Source organism: Mycobacterium asiaticum, assembly GCF_001673365.1.
Lineage (GTDB): Bacteria > Actinomycetota > Actinomycetes > Mycobacteriales > Mycobacteriaceae > Mycobacterium > Mycobacterium asiaticum_A.
Genome location: NZ_LZLS01000041.1, coordinates 1 through 15,719 on the forward strand (window position 1 = coordinate 1; position 15,719 = coordinate 15,719).

The window sequence follows — 15,719 nt, forward strand, 5'->3', positions numbered from 1 at the left end:
ACGTCGGCACCGTCGGGTTGGTGCCGGTGGCAGCCAGCGCGGCACCGACGGCCGGGTCGAACGGCGCCGCCACCACCGGGGCTGCCGCCCCGCCCCGGCTGGACCCCGCAGCAACCACCGGGAGCACCGCGACGCCCCCGGCAGGAAGAACTGTCCGACGCCGCGGTGGTGTCGCGGTCCTGGGGCATGGCCTTTGCGACGCTAATCAGCCGGCTCACCGGCTTCGCCCGCATCGTGCTGCTGGCCGCGATCCTGGGTGCGGCGCTTTCCAGCTCGTTCTCGGTGGCCAACCAGCTACCCAACATGATCGCCGCCCTTGTCCTCGAGGCGACCTTCACCGCGATCTTCGTGCCGGTGCTGGCCCGCGCCGAGCAGGACGATCCCGACGGCGGCGCGGCCTTCGTGCGGCGCCTGGTCACCCTGGCCACCACATTGCTACTGGTGGCCACCGCGCTGTCGGTGCTCGCCGCACCCCTGCTGGTGCGGCTGATGCTGGGTCGCAGTCCCGAGGTCAGCGAGCCGCTGACCACCGCCTTCGCCTACCTGTTACTGCCCCAGGTCCTGGTGTACGGCCTGTCCTCGGTGTTCATGGCGATCCTGAACACCCGCAACGTATTCGGGCCGCCGGCCTGGGCGCCGGTGGTCAACAACGTCGTCGCCATCGCGACCCTCGGGGTATACCTCGCCGTTCCCGGCGAACTCTCCGTGGACCCCGTCGAGATGGGAAACACCAAACTGCTGGTGCTGGGCATCGGCACCACGTTGGGGGTGTTCGCCCAGACCGCGGTGCTGCTGGTGGCGATCCGACGCCAGCACATCAGCCTGCGCCCCCTGTGGGGACTCGACGAACGGCTCAAGCGCTTCGGCACGATGGCCGCCGCGATGGTGCTCTATGTGGTCATCAGCCAACTCGGCTACGTGGTGGGCAACCAGATCGCCAGCGGCTCCGCCGCTTCTGGCCCGGCGATCTACAACTACACCTGGCTGGTGCTGATGCTGCCGTTCGGCATCATCGGCGTGACGGTGTTGACGGTGGTGATGCCGCGGCTGAGTCGCAACGCGGCCGCCGAGGACATCCCCGCGGTGCTGGCCGACCTGTCCTTGGCCACCCGGCTGACCATGATCACGCTGATCCCGGCGGTGGCGTTCATGACCGTCGGCGGACCCGCGATGGGCAGCGCACTGTTCGCCTACGGCCATTTCGGGCAGGTAGACGCCGGCTATCTGGGCGCGGCGATCTCGCTGTCCGCCTTCACCCTGATCCCTTACGCGCTGGTGCTGCTGCAACTGCGGGTGTTCTACGCCCGCGAGCAGCCGTGGACGCCCATCGTGATCATCATCGTGATCACCGCGGTCAAGATCGCCGGTTCGCTGCTGGCCCCGCATGTCACCGACAACAAAGATCTGGTCGCCGGCTACCTAGGCACCGCCAACGGGCTGGGGTTTTTGACCGGGGCCGTCGTCGGCCATTTCCTGCTGCGTCGCAGCCTGCGCCCCAAGGGCGGTGGGCTGATCGGTCTCGGCGAAGTGCGCACCATCCTGGTGACGATCGCCGCCTCCCTGCTGGCCGGCCTAATCGCCCACGTCGTCGACCGACTGCTGGGACTGCATCAGCTGACCGAGCACGGCGGCATGGGCTCGCTGCTACGACTGCTGGTACTGGGGCTGATCATGGTGCCGATCCTGGCCGCGGTCATGCTGGGCGCGCGGGTTCCCGAAGCGCAGGCGGCGCTCGCCGCTATCCGAACCCGCCGCACCCGGGCCGGTGCGGCCAGGCGATCGCGACGGGCCGCCGCCACGCCGCGGGTGTCGTCGCGGCATTCCCCGGTCACGTACCCTGAGCAAAGAAAATCCCTGCCGGGGGGAAACGCGGTCCAGGAGCAGATCCGGCGCAGGCCTCCGGTAGCCAGAACCGGGATAGCGAAAGGACCGGAGGTGACCGACCGCAGTTCGGATAGCGCCTCGACTCACTCGGTGGGCGGCCAGGAACCGCCGCTGTCGCGGGCCGACGACTTCCAGCCCGACATTCCGTCCCGCAAGGAGCCGGCGCCGCGCGACCAGCGCAATGGCGATCTCACCGCTGACACGCGCGGTCCTATCCCGTTCGACGCCCCGCGGGAACGCGATCCCGAACCGCCGCAAGACGATCTGAACCTGGTGCCCGGTGCCCGCATCGCCAACGGCCGCTACCGCCTGCTGATCTCGCACGGCGGCAACCCGCCCCTGCACTTCTGGCAGGCGCTGGACACCGCGCTGGACCGCCAAGTAGCGCTCACCTTCGTCGACCCGGAAGGCGCCCTGCCCGACGACGTGCTGCAAGAGATCCTGTCCCGCACCCTGCGGCTGAGCCGGATCGACAAGCCGGGCATCGCCCGGGTGCTCGACGTCGTGCACACCGGCTCGGGCGGCCTGGTCGTCGCGGAATGGATCCGCGGCGGCTCGCTGCAGGAAGTGGCCGATACGTCGCCGTCGCCGGTGGGCGCGATCCGGGCCATGCAGTCACTGGCCGCGGCCGCCGACGCGGCCCACCGCGCCGGCGTCGCGCTTTCGCTCGACCATCCCAGCCGGGTACGCGTGAGCATCGAGGGCGACGTCGTGCTGGCTTACCCGGCGACCATGCCCGACGCCAACCCGCAAGACGACATCCGCGGCATCGGCGCCGCGCTGTACGCCTTGTTGGTCAACCGCTGGCCGCTGCCGGAAGCCGGCGCGCGCAGTGGGTTGGCACCGGCAGATCGGGACGCCAACGGTCAGCCGGTGGAACCGACCGTCGTCGACCGTGACATTCCGTTCCAGATTTCCGCCGTCGCCGTCCGGTCCGTTCAGGAAGACGGCGGGATACGCAGTGCCTCAACGCTTTTGAATTTGCTGCAGCAGGCCACCGCGGTCGCCGACCGTACCGAGGTGATCGGTCCGATTGCCGAGCCCCCCGCGCCGGCCACGCCGCGGCGGCAGGCCGAGCGCGGCACCGAGGTCTACTCCCGTCGTCGCCGCAACCTGCTGATCGGGTTGGGTGCCGGCGCAGCCATCCTGCTGGTCGCGCTGCTGGTGCTCGCGTCGGTGGTCAGCAAGATCTTCGGCGATGTCGGCAACGGCCTCAAAGGTGAGCAACTGGGCCTCAACAATCCGACGTCGTCATCGGCCACGGATTCCCCGGGCAGCACCGCTCCGGCTGGCGGCTTCGTCAGACCCACCAAAGCCACGGTGTTTTCCCCCGGCGGCGACGCCGACAATCCCGGTGAGGCCAGCCAGGCCATCGACGGCAATCCCGGCACCGCCTGGCACACCGACACCTACTCCGACTCAGTCCCGTTCCCGGGCTTCAAGAGTGGTGTCGGACTGCTGCTGCAGTTGCCCCGCCCGACGGTCGTGGGCGTAGTCACCCTCAACGTTTCCAGCACCGGCACGAAGGTTGAGATTCGCTCCTCGTCTTCGGCGAATCCGTCGAAGCTTGAGGACACCACCGTGTTGGCCCCAGCCACCACACTTAAGCCCGGTCCCAACACCATCCAGGTCAAAGCGTCATCCCCGACGTCGAACCTGTTGGTGTGGATCTCGACGTTGGGTACCACCGACGGGAAGAGCGAGGCCGACATCTCCGAGCTCACGATTCAAGCCGCATCCTGAGCACAACCGCGGCCCCGGGTGAAGTGCCGGGCGCGCGCGGATTGGTTACCGTCCGGCGGTGGGCTTCTGGGGAGCGGACCGGCGGCAGCGCAGCGACGCCGAGTTGCTGACCGCGCACGTCGACGGTGACCGCCACGCCTTCGCCGAACTGTTGCGGCGCCACCACCGTGCGCTCTACGGGCTGGCGCGGCTCACCAGCCCTTCCCCCGAAGACGCCGACGACGCCTTCCAGGATGCGATGCTCTCGGTACATCGCAACGCCGGCTCGTTTCGACACGAAGCCGCGGTCAGCACTTGGCTGCACCGCGTCGTGCTCAACGCCTGCCTGGACCGGCTGCGTCGCACCAAACCGCCTCCGCCCGTTGGGTTTCAGAACGGGTACGTGGTGCCTGACCGCACCCGCGAAGTCGAAACGGCGGTGGTGGTGCAGCGGGCGCTGATGCGGCTGGCGGTGTCGCAGCGAGCGGCGGTGGTCGCGGTCGACATGTACGGCTATTCGATTGCCGAGACGGCGCGGTTACTGCGTATCCCCGAGGGCACCGTCAAGAGTCGTTGCGCCCGGGCGCGGGCCCGGCTGGCCTACCTGCTGGGATACCTCGACGTCCCAGCAGCGAACGACGTCGACGCAGTTGAGACCGGCTAGCCACGCGGCGCGACACGGCTGATGTCGATGGCCTCGTCGACCCGGGGGGCGCCATGACGGACACTGGGGCGGATGAGTTCCGCCGAGGATGAACCGCCCCTGACCGTTGACCAACTCGCCGATCTGCAAGCCGGACTGCTCGACGACGACACTGCCGCACGCGTGCCTAGCCGCATCCGCACCGACCCGCACGCCGCGGCGACGCTGCAGGCGCTGCACCAGGTTCGCGACGACCTCGCCGCCGCCGGCCCGTCCTCGGGTGCCGCTCACGCCGCCCGGCCGCCCGTGCGCCCGGTCCGCGCGATCGCGGGATTTATCGGTGTGTGCGCGGTGCTGGCCGCGATGGGCGTCGGCACCGTCGCACTGCTCGACCAACCGGAGTCCACGCCCAGCATGGGGCCCACCGTCGACCACATCACGGTGTCCACCCCGGTTCCGGTGATCCCGCTAACCGACCACGAGATCCGCGCGCTGCTGCAGCGCTCACCCGATTTCGGTGCGCTCGGCAGCGCGACGCAGCGCGCATCATGTCTGGCCGGCCTGGGCTATCCGGCGGCCGAACCGGTGCTGGGCGCCCAACCGGTCGAAGTCAACGCCCGCCCCGGTGTGCTGCTGGTCATGCGCGGTGACACGCCCGACACCCTGTTGGCCTTCGCGGTTGCAGTCAACTGCAGCGCCGCCGATACCGGGTTGCTGGCTACGACCGCGATACCGCGCTCCTAGCCTCGAATGGTGTCTTGCGTCGCTCCCGGGAACAGCAGTGCCTACGCTGGCGTTCGTAGCATTGCAGCCCGCTTTCGTTGTGGCGAACCTGAAAGGCCCGCATGACCTCTCCTTCCTCACCCGACACCATCCACGACGTGATCGTCATCGGTTCCGGCCCGGCCGGATACACCGCGGCCCTCTACACCGCCCGTGCGCAGCTCAAGCCACTGGTCTTCGAGGGCACCTCGTTCGGCGGCGCACTGATGACCACCACCGAGGTGGAGAACTACCCCGGTTTCCGTGCCGGCATCACCGGTCCGGAATTGATGGACGAGATGCGCGAACAGGCGTTGCGCTTCGGCGCCGACCTGCGCATGGAGGACGTCGAGTCGGTTTCGCTGGATGGACCGGTCAAATCCGTCGTCACAGCCGAAGGTGAAGAGTTCCAGGCCCGCGCGGTCATCCTGGCGATGGGTGCGGCTGCACGCTACCTGCACGTGCCCGGCGAACAGGAACTGCTCGGCCGGGGGGTGAGCTCCTGTGCCACCTGCGACGGGTTCTTCTTCCGGGACCAGGACATCGCCGTCATCGGCGGCGGCGACTCCGCGATGGAGGAGGCCACCTTCCTCACCCGGTTCGCGCGCAGCGTCACGTTGGTGCACCGTCGCGAGGAGTTCCGCGCCTCCAAGATCATGCTCAACCGGGCACAGGCCAACGACAAGATCACCATCCTGACCAACAAGGCCGTCCTCGGAGTCGACGGCGACACCACGGTCACCGGATTGCGGTTGCGCGACACCAAGACCGGTGAAGAAACCACCCTGCCGGTGACGGGCGTGTTCGTGGCGATCGGGCACGAACCACGCTCGGCTCTGGTGCGCGACGCCATCGATCTAGACTCCGACGGCTACGTGTTGGTGCGGGGCCGCACCACCAGCACCTCGCTGGACGGCGTGTTCGCCGCCGGCGACCTGGTGGACCGCACCTATCGACAGGCGATCACCGCCGCGGGTAGCGGTTGTGCGGCCGCCATCGACGCCGAGCGGTGGCTCGCCGAGCACGAAGCGACCGGAGACGCCGACAGTACCGAGTTGATTGGAGCGCAGCGATGAGCAATCTGGAGGAGTCCGCCACCATCGAGGTTTCCGACGCCTCGTTCTCCACCGAGGTGTTATCCAGCAATAAGCCTGTGCTGGTTGACTTTTGGGCGACGTGGTGCGGACCGTGCAAGATGGTGGCGCCGGTACTCGAAGAGATCGCCGCTGAGCGATCCGCCGACCTCACCGTTGCCAAGCTCGACGTGGACGCCAACCCGGAGACGGCCCGCGACTTTCAGGTGGTCTCGATCCCCACGCTGATCCTGTTCAAGGACGGTCAGCCGGTGAAGCGGATCGTCGGCGCCAAGGGCAAGGCGGCGCTGCTGCGGGAGCTCTCGGACGCGGTTCCCAACCTGGCTTAGCCGGGCAGCGCGTCCCGATCTCGTCGGCGAATCGCACCGCCGGTTGGCCTGGGGTTTTCCCGATATCGGCGGGGATCTGCGACAATATCGGTTAACTGTGCTGCGATTTGCAGTGGTGTCAATCAGTCCCGGAGGGCCCTTGGTATGCCGAGTTCGCGCCGCGAAGACGGCGACGCGCTGCGCTGTGGCGACCGTGGCGCCGCTGTCACCGAGATCCGGGCGGCGCTGGCCGCGCTGGGAATGCTGGAGAACCCCGACGACGATCTGACCACTGGTCCGCACGTCGCGGCTGAGGTGTTCGACGGCGAACTCGACCATGCGGTTCGTGCCTTTCAACAGCATCGGGGATTGCTGGTGGACGGCATCGTCGGCGAGGCCACCTACCGCGCGTTGAAGGAGGCGTCCTACCGGCTCGGCGCGCGCACGCTGTATCACCAATTCGGGGCACCGCTCTACGGCGACGACGTCGCGACGCTGCAGGCCCGATTGCAGGACCTAGGCTTCTACACCGGTTTGGTGGACGGGCATTTCGGGTTGCAGACCCACAACGCGCTGATGTCCTACCAACGTGAGTACGGACTGTCCGCGGACGGCATCTGCGGCCCGGAAACGTTGCGCTCCTTGTACTTTCTTAGTTCCCGGGTCAGCGGTGGGTCACCGCACGCGATTCGCGAAGAGGAGCTGGTGCGCAGCTCCGGGCCGAAGCTGTCGGGCAAGCGGATCATCATCGATCCGGGCCGCGGCGGCGGTGACCACGGCCTGATCACCCAGGGTTCGGCCGGCCCGATCAGTGAGTCAGACGTGTTGTGGGACTTGGCAAGTCGTCTCGAAGGCCGGATGACGGCCATCGGTATGGAGACGTTCCTGTCCCGCCCGACCAACCGCAGCCCATCGGATGCCGAGCGGGCCGCCACCGCCAATTCCGTTGGCGCAGACCTGATGATTAGTCTGCGTTGCGAAACTCAGACCAGTCCGTCGGCCAACGGGGTGGCGTCCTTTCACTTCGGCAACTCGCACGGTTCGGTGTCCACCATCGGCCGCAACCTCGCCGATTTCATTCAGCGGGAAGTGGTGGCGCGCACCGGGTTACGGGACTGCCGGGTACACGGCCGGACGTGGGATCTGCTGCGGCTGACCAGGATGCCTACCGTCCAGGTTGACGTCGGCTACATCACCAACCCCCGCGACCGCGAGATGCTGATCTCGACGCAGACCCGTGACGCCATCGCCGAGGGCATTCTGGCCGCGGTGAAGCGGCTTTACCTGTTGGGCAAGAATGACCGGCCCACCGGAACATTCACCTTCGCCGAACTACTGGCGCACGAGCTGTCGGTGGAGCGGGAACGGGCCAGCCGAATCAGCGGTTCCTGATTCGGTTCTCCGTGATATCGCTTGTCTGTGGGCTTGGCTCGGGGCTTGTCTCGGGGCTTGTCTGGCGGGCCTTTAACGTGTTGTCGCCCGACCCCGCCGGCGCGCACCCCGCACCCACCGGCTGCTGCAACTGAGCGTTCTCCAGCAGACGCTCCAGCGCGGCCTCGACTTCGGCCTTCCAACCCAGACCCTTGTCGAGCTCGAGGCGTAGCCGCGGGAAGTACGGGTGCGGGGCGACCACCACAAATCCCGCATCCAACAAAAAGTCCGCGTCGATGATGCAGTGCTCGACCGAGCAATCCCCCAGTCCTTCCAGAACTGGTTGCACGTCACTGATCTCGAGGGCGTCCCCTCGAGTCTGCAACTCGGTGGCCGCCTCGGTGCGGCCGAATGCCTCCAGCGCCCGCACACCGCGGCGCATCAACTCGTCGATGACCCGTGCGATGAGGCTGTGCGGCAGGTCGGACAGATCGGTGGAAGCGGCCTGGCCGCGCTCCACACCCATCGACGTCAGCAGCACCGCATCCGCAGACACCGGACCGGTGGGAAAGCGATGCGCCCTGGGTACTGCCCGCGGCGGCGCGTACAAGATGTAGCCCAAGCACGGCGGCTCGGCTTGACTGCGCTCGTCGGGGATCGCCGTCGCCACCTGGCCGCACGAACCCCACTCCAGCATGACCATGGACAGCCACGCCTCTTTTTCGAACTCCGGGTCAGCCAGATGCTCATCCTTGCCGAGCGTCGCCGGGTCGACCTCCCAGTAGACGCAACGGCGCGCGTGCTTGGGAAGCTGCTCGAAGGCCTCGAGCCGCAGCGCTGTAATCCGAGCTGACACTAGACTCCTAGCCTCCGTGCGGTATCCGTGGCTTCGCTCCACATACCGCCCCGCGTTCGGCAACATTGCATGACCCGTCATCGGTGATGCCATTCGTGATACCGGGTCCCCACCCGTTCTTTTCTGCCACCTTCTCTCGCAAGGGCCGACGTGCGCCGGCAACCCCCTCAGGATAGGAGAGTTGGTTGCCCTCGGGCCAGTGGCGAGCGCGCCGGCACACCGCGCGGCCGGCCCTGCCGCCGCCGCCACTCCCCGACCGCTGCGACCACCGTGCCCGAGCACACCGCGGCGGCGTGCTCGACAGCAGCTCGCAGCTCGAAATCCGTTGACGCACAGCAAGTCTCCGTCGGATCGAAGTGCCCGGTGCGGGTTGGGGTACGGCCCGGGATCAGTCCAGTGTCACAGTGACGTAATTACAGAATATGTCTGGTCGGGCCTGCTCAGGGCTTCTTCGCGGTCATCAGATCGATGATTCGCTGAAGATCGTCCACCGAGCCGAACTCCACCACAATCTTGCCCTTACGTTTGCCGAGGGCGACCGTCACGCGGGTGTCGAAGGCATTCGACAGCCGCTCAGCAACGTCCTGCAGCCCCGGCATCTGGATCGGCTTGCGCCGCGGCGGCGCCGGCTTCGCGCCGTCACTGCGGTTCGCCAGCGTGACCGCCTCCTCGGTGGCCCGGACCGATAGCCCCTCTGCGACGATGCGGCTCGCCAGTTCCTCTTGTGCCTCGGACCCGGCTTCCAACGACAGCAGCGCCCGGGCGTGCCCGGCGGACAGCACCCCCGCGGCGACCCGTCGCTGCACGGGGATAGGCAGCTTGAGCAACCGGATCATGTTGGTGATCAACGGGCGCGACCGGCCGATGCGCGCGGCCAGTTCGTCGTGGGTGACCCCGAACTCGTCGAGGAGTTGCTGGTATGCGGCCGCTTCTTCCAACGGGTTCAGCTGCACTCGGTGGATGTTCTCCAGCAAGGCGTCGCGCAGCAGATTGTCGTCGCCGGTCTCGCGCACGATCGCCGGGATGGTCGTCAGGCCGGCTTCCTGCGCCGCCCGCCAGCGTCGCTCCCCCATCACGATCTGATACCGGGCGCCGCTCTCCGACGACGGAACCGCGCGCACCACGATCGGTTGCAGCAGTCCGAACTCCCGGATCGAGTGCACCAGTTCCGAGAGTGCTTCTTCGTCGAACACCTGCCGCGGTTGGCGCGGATTGGCCTCGATATCCGACGGCGCGATCTCGCGATACACCGCGCCCATGGCGGCAGCGTCCGGTCCGCCGTCCACGGGTCCACCGATCACGACGTCGGCCGCGGCCGAGCCCATCCGCGGCCCGAGCGTGGCGGGCCCCGCGTCACCTTCGGCCGGACCCGTCGGAATCAGGGACGCCAGGCCGCGGCCCAGGCCGCCTTTCCTACGTGATGGAGTCGTCATGACCTATCCCCTCCCGGCTGGTGGTCGATCGCGCTGCGCGAGTTCGCGGCTGGCATCCAGATAACTCATCGCGCCACGCGAACCGGGATCGTAATCGATGATCGTCATGCTGTAGCCCGGTGCCTCCGAGACTTTGACGCTGCGCGGGATCACCGTGCGCAGCACCTTGTCGCCGAAGTATCGCCGGACTTCCTCGGCCACCTGATCGGCGAGCTTGGTCCGCCCGTCGTACATGGTGAGGATGACGGTGGTGACGTCGAGTTGCGGATTCAGGTGGGCCTTCACCATTTCGATGTTGCGCATCAGCTGTGACACCCCCTCGAGGGCGTAGTACTCGCACTGAATCGGGATCAGGACTTCGGGCGCCGCGACGAGGGCGTTGATGGTGAGCAAGCCCAACGATGGCGGGCAATCCACAAAGACGTAGTCGAAGTCGAAATTGTCCAACTCGGCCAGCGCGTTGCGCAACCGGTTCTCCCGCGCCACCATGCTGACGAGTTCGATCTCCGCGCCCGCCAGATCGATTGTCGCCGGCACGCAGAACAGCCGGTCGCTGTGCGGGCTCTGCCGCAGCGCTTCGCGTATCGTCACCTCGCCGATGAGCATCTCGTAGGAGGACGGGGTGCCGGACTGCCGGTCGGCGATACCCAGCGCGGTGCTCGCATTGCCCTGCGGGTCGAGGTCGATCACGAGGGTCTTGAGCCCCTGGACCGCGAGTGCCGCAGCGAGGTTGACTGCCGTCGTGGTCTTGCCTACGCCGCCCTTCTGGTTCGCGATCGTGAAGACCCGGCGATGGCGCGGCCGTTGCAGCGGTTCGTGAGTGGTGTGCAGCACCCGCATCGCGCGTTCGGCAGCGGCGCCAATCGGAGTATCGAATTCAGCCGATGTTTCACGTGAAACATTCACCGTCGGATTGTGCGCGCCGCCGGGCGCGGCCGCTACTGGGGGCGGCGCTGGTGCCGTCGGGCTCGACGTGGCTGCTGGGGCCTGAGACGGCGGCGCGGCATCGGTAGGCCGTGTCCCTGGCTGCTGGGTATTGCGGGTGAACCTCATACCGCCGCTCCCCCCTGCCTGGACCGCCGGAGCTTGCGTGGAAGCGCTCCCCGATGTGCCAGCACCGCGGTTGCGGGCTGTTCCAAATAGTTCGCGCCACATGTCACCACCCTGACATCGACGGCTCCGGCCGCCTCCATCACACGCCGGTGTTCGCGAACTTCGTCGGGAGCTCGCTCCCCCTTCATCGCCACCATCAGTCCGCCTTGCCTTAGCAACGGCATACTCCACTTCGTCAATTTGTCCAACGCGGAAACGGCCCGAGAAACCGCGGCGTCGCTGCCGCCCAACTCGTCCCGAATCGACCGCTCTTCTGCCCGGCCCCGGACCACTTCGACCGGCACTCCAAGTTCCGCAACGACTTCGCGAAGGAAGTCGCTGCGCCGCAACAGAGGTTCCAGTAGCACTATGCGGAGGTCCGGCCGGGCAATCGCCAACGGCAACCCCGGCAACCCCGCGCCACTACCGATATCGACGACTCGAGCACCTTGGTCCAAGACCTCGCCAATAACCGCGGAATTCAGCAGATGGCGCTCCCACAGTCGATCCACTTCACGGGGACCCACCAGGCCGCGTTCGACTCCCGCGCTCGCCAGGGCCTCGGCGTAACGCTGCGCCAGGGGCAGCCCCGCGCCGAAGATCGCGGCGGCAGAGTCCGGCGGCGCGGTGAGCGAAGTGGCCGGAGCGGGCGCCGTCCGTGCGGACGGATCGACATGTTTCACGTGAAACATTCCTCCGCTCTACCCTCGCGTCGCCATCCCGCAGTAGGCACGTCTTCCCGAACTACATCCCTGTAACTCGGGTAGTCACGGCCCGGTCACGCCCGATCACGAATCAGTCACGCAGAACGACGACGCGGCGCGAGGGCTCCACGCCTTCGCTTTCGCTATGCACGCCGGCGACCGCGGCCACGGCATCGTGGACGATCTTGCGCTCGAACGGTGTCATCGGCGACAGCGCCTCGCGCTCTCCCGTCTCGGCCACTCGCCGCGCCACCTTGTCTCCCAGCGACGCCAACTCTTCGCGGCGCCGCCGGCGCCAACTGGCGATGTCGAGCATCAGCCGACTGCGCACGCCGGTCTTCTGGTGCACGGCCAGACGGGTCAGCTCCTGCAGTGCGTCGAGCACCTCTCCCCCGCGCCCCACCAACTTGTTCAGGTCGTCGCTGCCGTCGATGCTGACGACCGCGCGGTTGCCCTCGACGTCGAGGTCGATGTCGCCGTCGAAGTCCAGTAGGTCCAATAGCTCTTCCAGGTAGTCGCCGGCGATCTCACCTTCGGCGACCAGGCGCTCCTCCAGGTCCTCGGTTTCGTCGGTCGCGGCCTGCGCATCCGACGGATCCGTCGCAGCGTCCGTCGTCTCGAGATCCGACTCGATCTCGGTGGTGTCAGCGTCGGTCATGTCTTTCTCTCCCTCATCCACGGGTTGGTTTGTCACGGCATCCCGCCGCGGTCTCCTGCTCGGTACTTCTGGGACCGTCCGGCCTGCTGTCTGGCCTGAGTCCCGGCAAGCGCGGGCGCGCTCGCTAACGTTTGCGTTTTTTCGGTCGTGCGCCGGGCCGTGGAGTTCGGCCCGGACCGCCCGAAGCAGAGGTGTTGCGGTTCACCGGACTCGACTTGTTCGACTGAACCGGGGACGTCTTCCCGGTCTTCACATCGGTTTCGGCGGCTGACTCCGGGTCGGGCTCGGACGGCTCTGGGTCCGACCCAGCAGCGTTACCACCAACCGGTGTCGCCTTGTTGCGCTTGGGTTTGGCTCCGGGCGCGGGTGCGTTGGCCGCTCTGCGTTGCAGCACTTCCTGCTTCTTGGCCTCATCCTCTTTTTCGATCATGCCGAACACGTAGTGCTGCTGACCGAACGTCCAGATGTTGTTGGCGAACCAGTAAAGGATGATCGCCAGCGGCAGGAACGGACCGCCGACCACCACGCCCAGCGGGAACACGTACAGCGCCAATTTGTTCATCATCGCGGTCTGCGGGTTCGCCGCCGCCTCGGCGCTCTGCCGCGCGACCGAAGCCCGGCTGTTGAAGTACGTCGCCACGCCGGCCAGCAGCATCACCGGCGCCCCGACCGCGATCACCGCGGGCCGGCTGAAATGTTCGAACGCATCCAGGCCGCCCTGCTGGGTCATCGACGCACCGATGGGTGCCCCAAACAGATTGGCCTTGAGGAAGTTCTGCACATCGGTGGCGGTGAAGATGTAGTTGCCGATGAGCCTGTTCTGCTCCACCGACATCGACTGCAAACCGAAGCCGCCAGTGGTCCGGTTGAACGACCGAAGCACGTGATAGAGCCCGAGGAACACCGGCAACTGAGCCAGCATCGGCAGGCAGCCCAGGATCGGGTTGAAGCCGTGCTCGCGTTGCAGCTTCTGCATCTCCAGCGCCATCCGCTGCCGGTCCTTGCCGTACTTCTTTTGCAGCGCCTTGATCTGTGGCTGCAGTTCCTGCATCTGCCGGGTGGTCCGGATCTGTCGCACGAACGGCTTGTAGAGCAGCGCGCGCAGCGTGAAAACCAGGAACATCACCGACAGGGCCCAGGCGAAGAAGTTGTCCGGCCCGAGTACGAAAGCGAATGCTTTGTACCAGACCCACATGATCGCCGACACCGGGTAGTAGACGAAGTCGAGGCTGAAGAAATCAAACAAAAGATGCACTCTCCCCTTGCGTCGCCGGGGTCTCCCCGGCGGCATCATCAACGTCGACCGGGCACCCGCGGCGCTCCGGAATTGGATCCCATCCTCCCCGATGCCACGGACCGCACTTGGCCAGCCGGGCCACCGCCAGCCAACTCCCCCGAATCGCTCCGTATTCGGAAAGTGCCTCCACGGCGTACTGACTACAGGTCGGGATGAACCGACACGTCGCCGGCCGCAGCGGCGACACCATATGCCGGTAAAGCTGAATCAGGTAAATCAACGCCCGCGCGACCAGGGTGCCTACCCTGCCCACGGACCGCGCCGCGCGCGAGGGACTTTGCGCCGACAGACTCACCGTTCGGTACCCGCCAGTTCGAAGGCGCGTCGCAGACCACTGCGCAGTTGTTGGGCCAGCCGGGCCGACGAGACCTGTCGGCTACTGGGCAACGCACGGATCACGATTTGGTCCCGCGGATGTAAACCGTCCAGCATCGGTCGCGCAACATGACGCAGCCGCCGCGCGACTCGATGCCGCTCGACGGCTGTACCCACCCGCTTGGCAATGATCAGACCGACCCGGGGACCCGGGTCGTCCTCATATTGATTGCCGCGACGGACGTGGACGATGACGTCGGGCTGCACTGTGCGCATCCCGTACTTCACCGTCGCGTCAAACTCCGTCGACCGCCTCATGCGGTTGCGTGCGGAAAGCACCGCTGGACACCCCTGGGAAACCCGAGGTGGCGATCAGGCAGTCAGAGAGCGGCGGCCCTTACGACGCCGACCGGTGACAATGGCCCGCCCCGCACGGGTGCGCATCCGCAGTCGGAATCCGTGCACGCGGGCTCGGCGCCGGTTGTTCGGCTGGAAAGTCCGCTTGCCCTTGGCCACGGCGTTCTCCTCGCTGTGTTTGCATAAACCATCCGCCCACTTGTGACACATGGTCGGAGGGGTTCTCGCTTGCTGGCCGGCGCGGCCCCCGGGTGCTTATTCCGGATCGCTGCCGTATCGCCGACTTTCGGGCGACTGTTTGAGGGTACTGACGAGGCTTCTCCTGGTCAAACCTCGCCCGTCACAACAGACTCACCATATTCGACCAGGTGGAGCAGACCTCGTCCGGCCCAAGCACATTCCGGCGCCACAGAGATCATCAGGAACGCCCGCGGAATTCAAAAGAACTGTTGGCAGCTGGAACGAAAACTGTTAGCTTCGGGCGGGGTAAGTTTCCAAGCCGGTATGGACTTGGGACTCTGTCAACGACAAACAGGATGGCGGATCTACTAGCTGATTGGACAACCACAGGGCTGTCCCCAGCACGGAGGTCGCGAGCCGTGGCCGTAGGCTGCGGTACGTTATCGACCGTCCTTTCCACATCTGTGGATAACCATGTGGACAGGGGCTGTTGTCATCACCAAGCCAGTCGTACTTCGACCGTCAGACCAGGGAGATGCGTCGTTGACCGATGACCCCGGTTCCGGCTTTGCCACCGTGTGGAACGCGGTCGTCTCCGAACTCAACGGGGATGTCGGCAACGGCTCCGCCCTCACCACTCCACTGACGCCCCAGCAAAGAGCTTGGCTGAATTTGGTCCAGCCGCTCACCATCGTCGAGGGCTTTGCTCTGCTGTCGGTGCCAAGCGTGTTCGTCCAAAACGAAATCGAACGCCACCTGCGCACCCCGATCACCGATGCGCTCAGCCGTCGGCTTGGCCAACAGATTCAGCTCGGCGTACGGATCGCTCCGCCACCGGCCGACGACGACGCCGTCACCCCGGACGTTTCGGCGAAGTAACTCGGCCAGTTCTGTCCAGAACCGCTGTCGGTCTCGTCGGTCTCGTCGTTCTCGGTAATCGAGTCAGCGTCCTGATCGTCCACCGGTGCCGAAACGTCCGGGGTGACGGCGTCGTCGTCGGCCGGTGGCGGAGCGATCCGTACGCCGAGCTGAATCTGTTGGCC

15 protein-coding genes and 3 pseudogenes are annotated in these 15,719 nt (G+C 66.7%); 7 read left to right on the forward strand and 11 right to left on the reverse strand.

Annotated features, from left to right (window positions below):
* Window positions 1–136: pseudogene (locus tag A5634_RS30265) on the reverse strand (hypothetical protein); the annotation flags it as partial.
* Between A5634_RS30265 and murJ the strand changes: the two are divergent.
* From murJ to A5634_RS04470, 6 genes are all read left to right on the forward strand, one after another.
* On the forward strand, window positions 82–3,627 hold the full coding sequence (gene murJ, locus A5634_RS04445; protein WP_065142874.1) for a murein biosynthesis integral membrane protein MurJ: 3,546 nt from the start codon (window positions 82–84) through the stop codon (window positions 3,625–3,627). The pseudogene A5634_RS30265 and the gene murJ overlap by 55 nt on opposite strands.
* A 58-nt stretch (window positions 3,628–3,685) precedes the next feature.
* Window positions 3,686–4,270, forward strand: a complete 585-nt coding sequence (gene sigM, locus A5634_RS04450) for an RNA polymerase sigma factor SigM (protein ID WP_065142875.1) — start codon at window positions 3,686–3,688, stop codon at window positions 4,268–4,270.
* Window positions 4,271–4,342: 72 nt separating this feature from the next.
* A complete protein-coding gene (locus tag A5634_RS04455) occupies window positions 4,343–4,993 on the forward strand; it encodes a hypothetical protein (RefSeq protein WP_065142876.1) in 651 nt (216 codons plus the stop codon).
* A gap of 101 nt (window positions 4,994–5,094) precedes the next feature.
* The gene (gene trxB, locus A5634_RS04460) at window positions 5,095–6,087 is read left to right on the forward strand and encodes a thioredoxin-disulfide reductase (RefSeq protein WP_065142877.1); all 993 of its coding nucleotides are present in this window, start codon (window positions 5,095–5,097) and stop codon (window positions 6,085–6,087) included.
* Window positions 6,084–6,434, forward strand: a complete 351-nt coding sequence (gene trxA, locus A5634_RS04465; RefSeq protein ID WP_065142878.1) for a thioredoxin — start codon at window positions 6,084–6,086, stop codon at window positions 6,432–6,434. The genes trxB and trxA overlap by 4 nt, the downstream gene beginning before the upstream one ends.
* 144 nt (window positions 6,435–6,578) lie before the next feature.
* Window positions 6,579–7,805 carry an N-acetylmuramoyl-L-alanine amidase gene (locus A5634_RS04470; protein ID WP_065142879.1) on the forward strand — a complete coding sequence of 409 codons (1,227 nt, stop codon included), beginning with the start codon at window positions 6,579–6,581 and terminating at the stop codon, window positions 7,803–7,805.
* Here A5634_RS04470 and A5634_RS04475 read toward each other — a convergent pair.
* From A5634_RS04475 to rpmH, 9 genes are all read right to left on the reverse strand, one after another.
* Window positions 7,792–8,640, reverse strand: coding sequence for an acetyltransferase (locus tag A5634_RS04475; protein WP_437339939.1), 849 nt, complete (start codon window positions 8,638–8,640; stop codon window positions 7,792–7,794). The two genes, A5634_RS04470 and A5634_RS04475, sit on opposite strands and share 14 nt — an antisense overlap.
* Before the next feature lie 440 nt (window positions 8,641–9,080).
* The gene (locus tag A5634_RS04480) at window positions 9,081–10,073 is read right to left on the reverse strand and encodes a ParB/RepB/Spo0J family partition protein (protein ID WP_065142880.1); all 993 of its coding nucleotides are present in this window, start codon (window positions 10,071–10,073) and stop codon (window positions 9,081–9,083) included.
* A 3-nt stretch (window positions 10,074–10,076) separates the two neighbouring features.
* Window positions 10,077–11,126 (reverse strand): ParA family protein, encoded by a 1,050-nt coding sequence (locus tag A5634_RS04485; RefSeq protein WP_437339940.1) that lies wholly within the window; start codon window positions 11,124–11,126, stop codon window positions 10,077–10,079.
* On the reverse strand, window positions 11,123–11,857 hold the full coding sequence (gene rsmG / locus A5634_RS04490) for a 16S rRNA (guanine(527)-N(7))-methyltransferase RsmG (protein ID WP_065142882.1): 735 nt from the start codon (window positions 11,855–11,857) through the stop codon (window positions 11,123–11,125). The genes A5634_RS04485 and rsmG overlap by 4 nt, the downstream gene beginning before the upstream one ends.
* Before the next feature lie 103 nt (window positions 11,858–11,960).
* Entirely contained in the window at window positions 11,961–12,527 is a 567-nt protein-coding gene (locus A5634_RS04495) for a protein jag (protein ID WP_065142883.1), read from the reverse strand.
* Window positions 12,528–12,651: 124 nt separating this feature from the next.
* A complete protein-coding gene (yidC, locus tag A5634_RS04500; protein WP_155769359.1) occupies window positions 12,652–13,782 on the reverse strand; it encodes a membrane protein insertase YidC in 1,131 nt (376 codons plus the stop codon).
* Window positions 13,766–14,119 carry a membrane protein insertion efficiency factor YidD gene (gene yidD, locus A5634_RS26990; RefSeq protein ID WP_081290193.1) on the reverse strand — a complete coding sequence of 118 codons (354 nt, stop codon included), beginning with the start codon at window positions 14,117–14,119 and terminating at the stop codon, window positions 13,766–13,768. The genes yidC and yidD overlap by 17 nt, the downstream gene beginning before the upstream one ends.
* Window positions 14,116–14,478 (reverse strand): ribonuclease P protein component, encoded by a 363-nt coding sequence (gene rnpA, locus A5634_RS04505; RefSeq protein WP_065142884.1) that lies wholly within the window; start codon window positions 14,476–14,478, stop codon window positions 14,116–14,118. Before rnpA ends, yidD begins: the two co-directional genes overlap by 4 nt.
* Window positions 14,479–14,511: 33 nt before the next feature.
* Complete coding sequence (gene rpmH / locus A5634_RS26995; protein ID WP_005142265.1) at window positions 14,512–14,655, reverse strand: 50S ribosomal protein L34; 144 nt, start codon at window positions 14,653–14,655, stop codon at window positions 14,512–14,514.
* 564 nt (window positions 14,656–15,219) lie between these two features.
* Here rpmH and A5634_RS04510 point away from each other — a divergent pair.
* A pseudogene (locus tag A5634_RS04510) lies at window positions 15,220–15,537 on the forward strand (chromosomal replication initiator protein DnaA); the annotation flags it as partial.
* Here A5634_RS04510 and A5634_RS28885 read toward each other — a convergent pair.
* A pseudogene (locus A5634_RS28885) lies at window positions 15,483–15,719 on the reverse strand (chromosomal replication initiator protein DnaA); the annotation flags it as partial. The pseudogenes A5634_RS04510 and A5634_RS28885 overlap by 55 nt on opposite strands.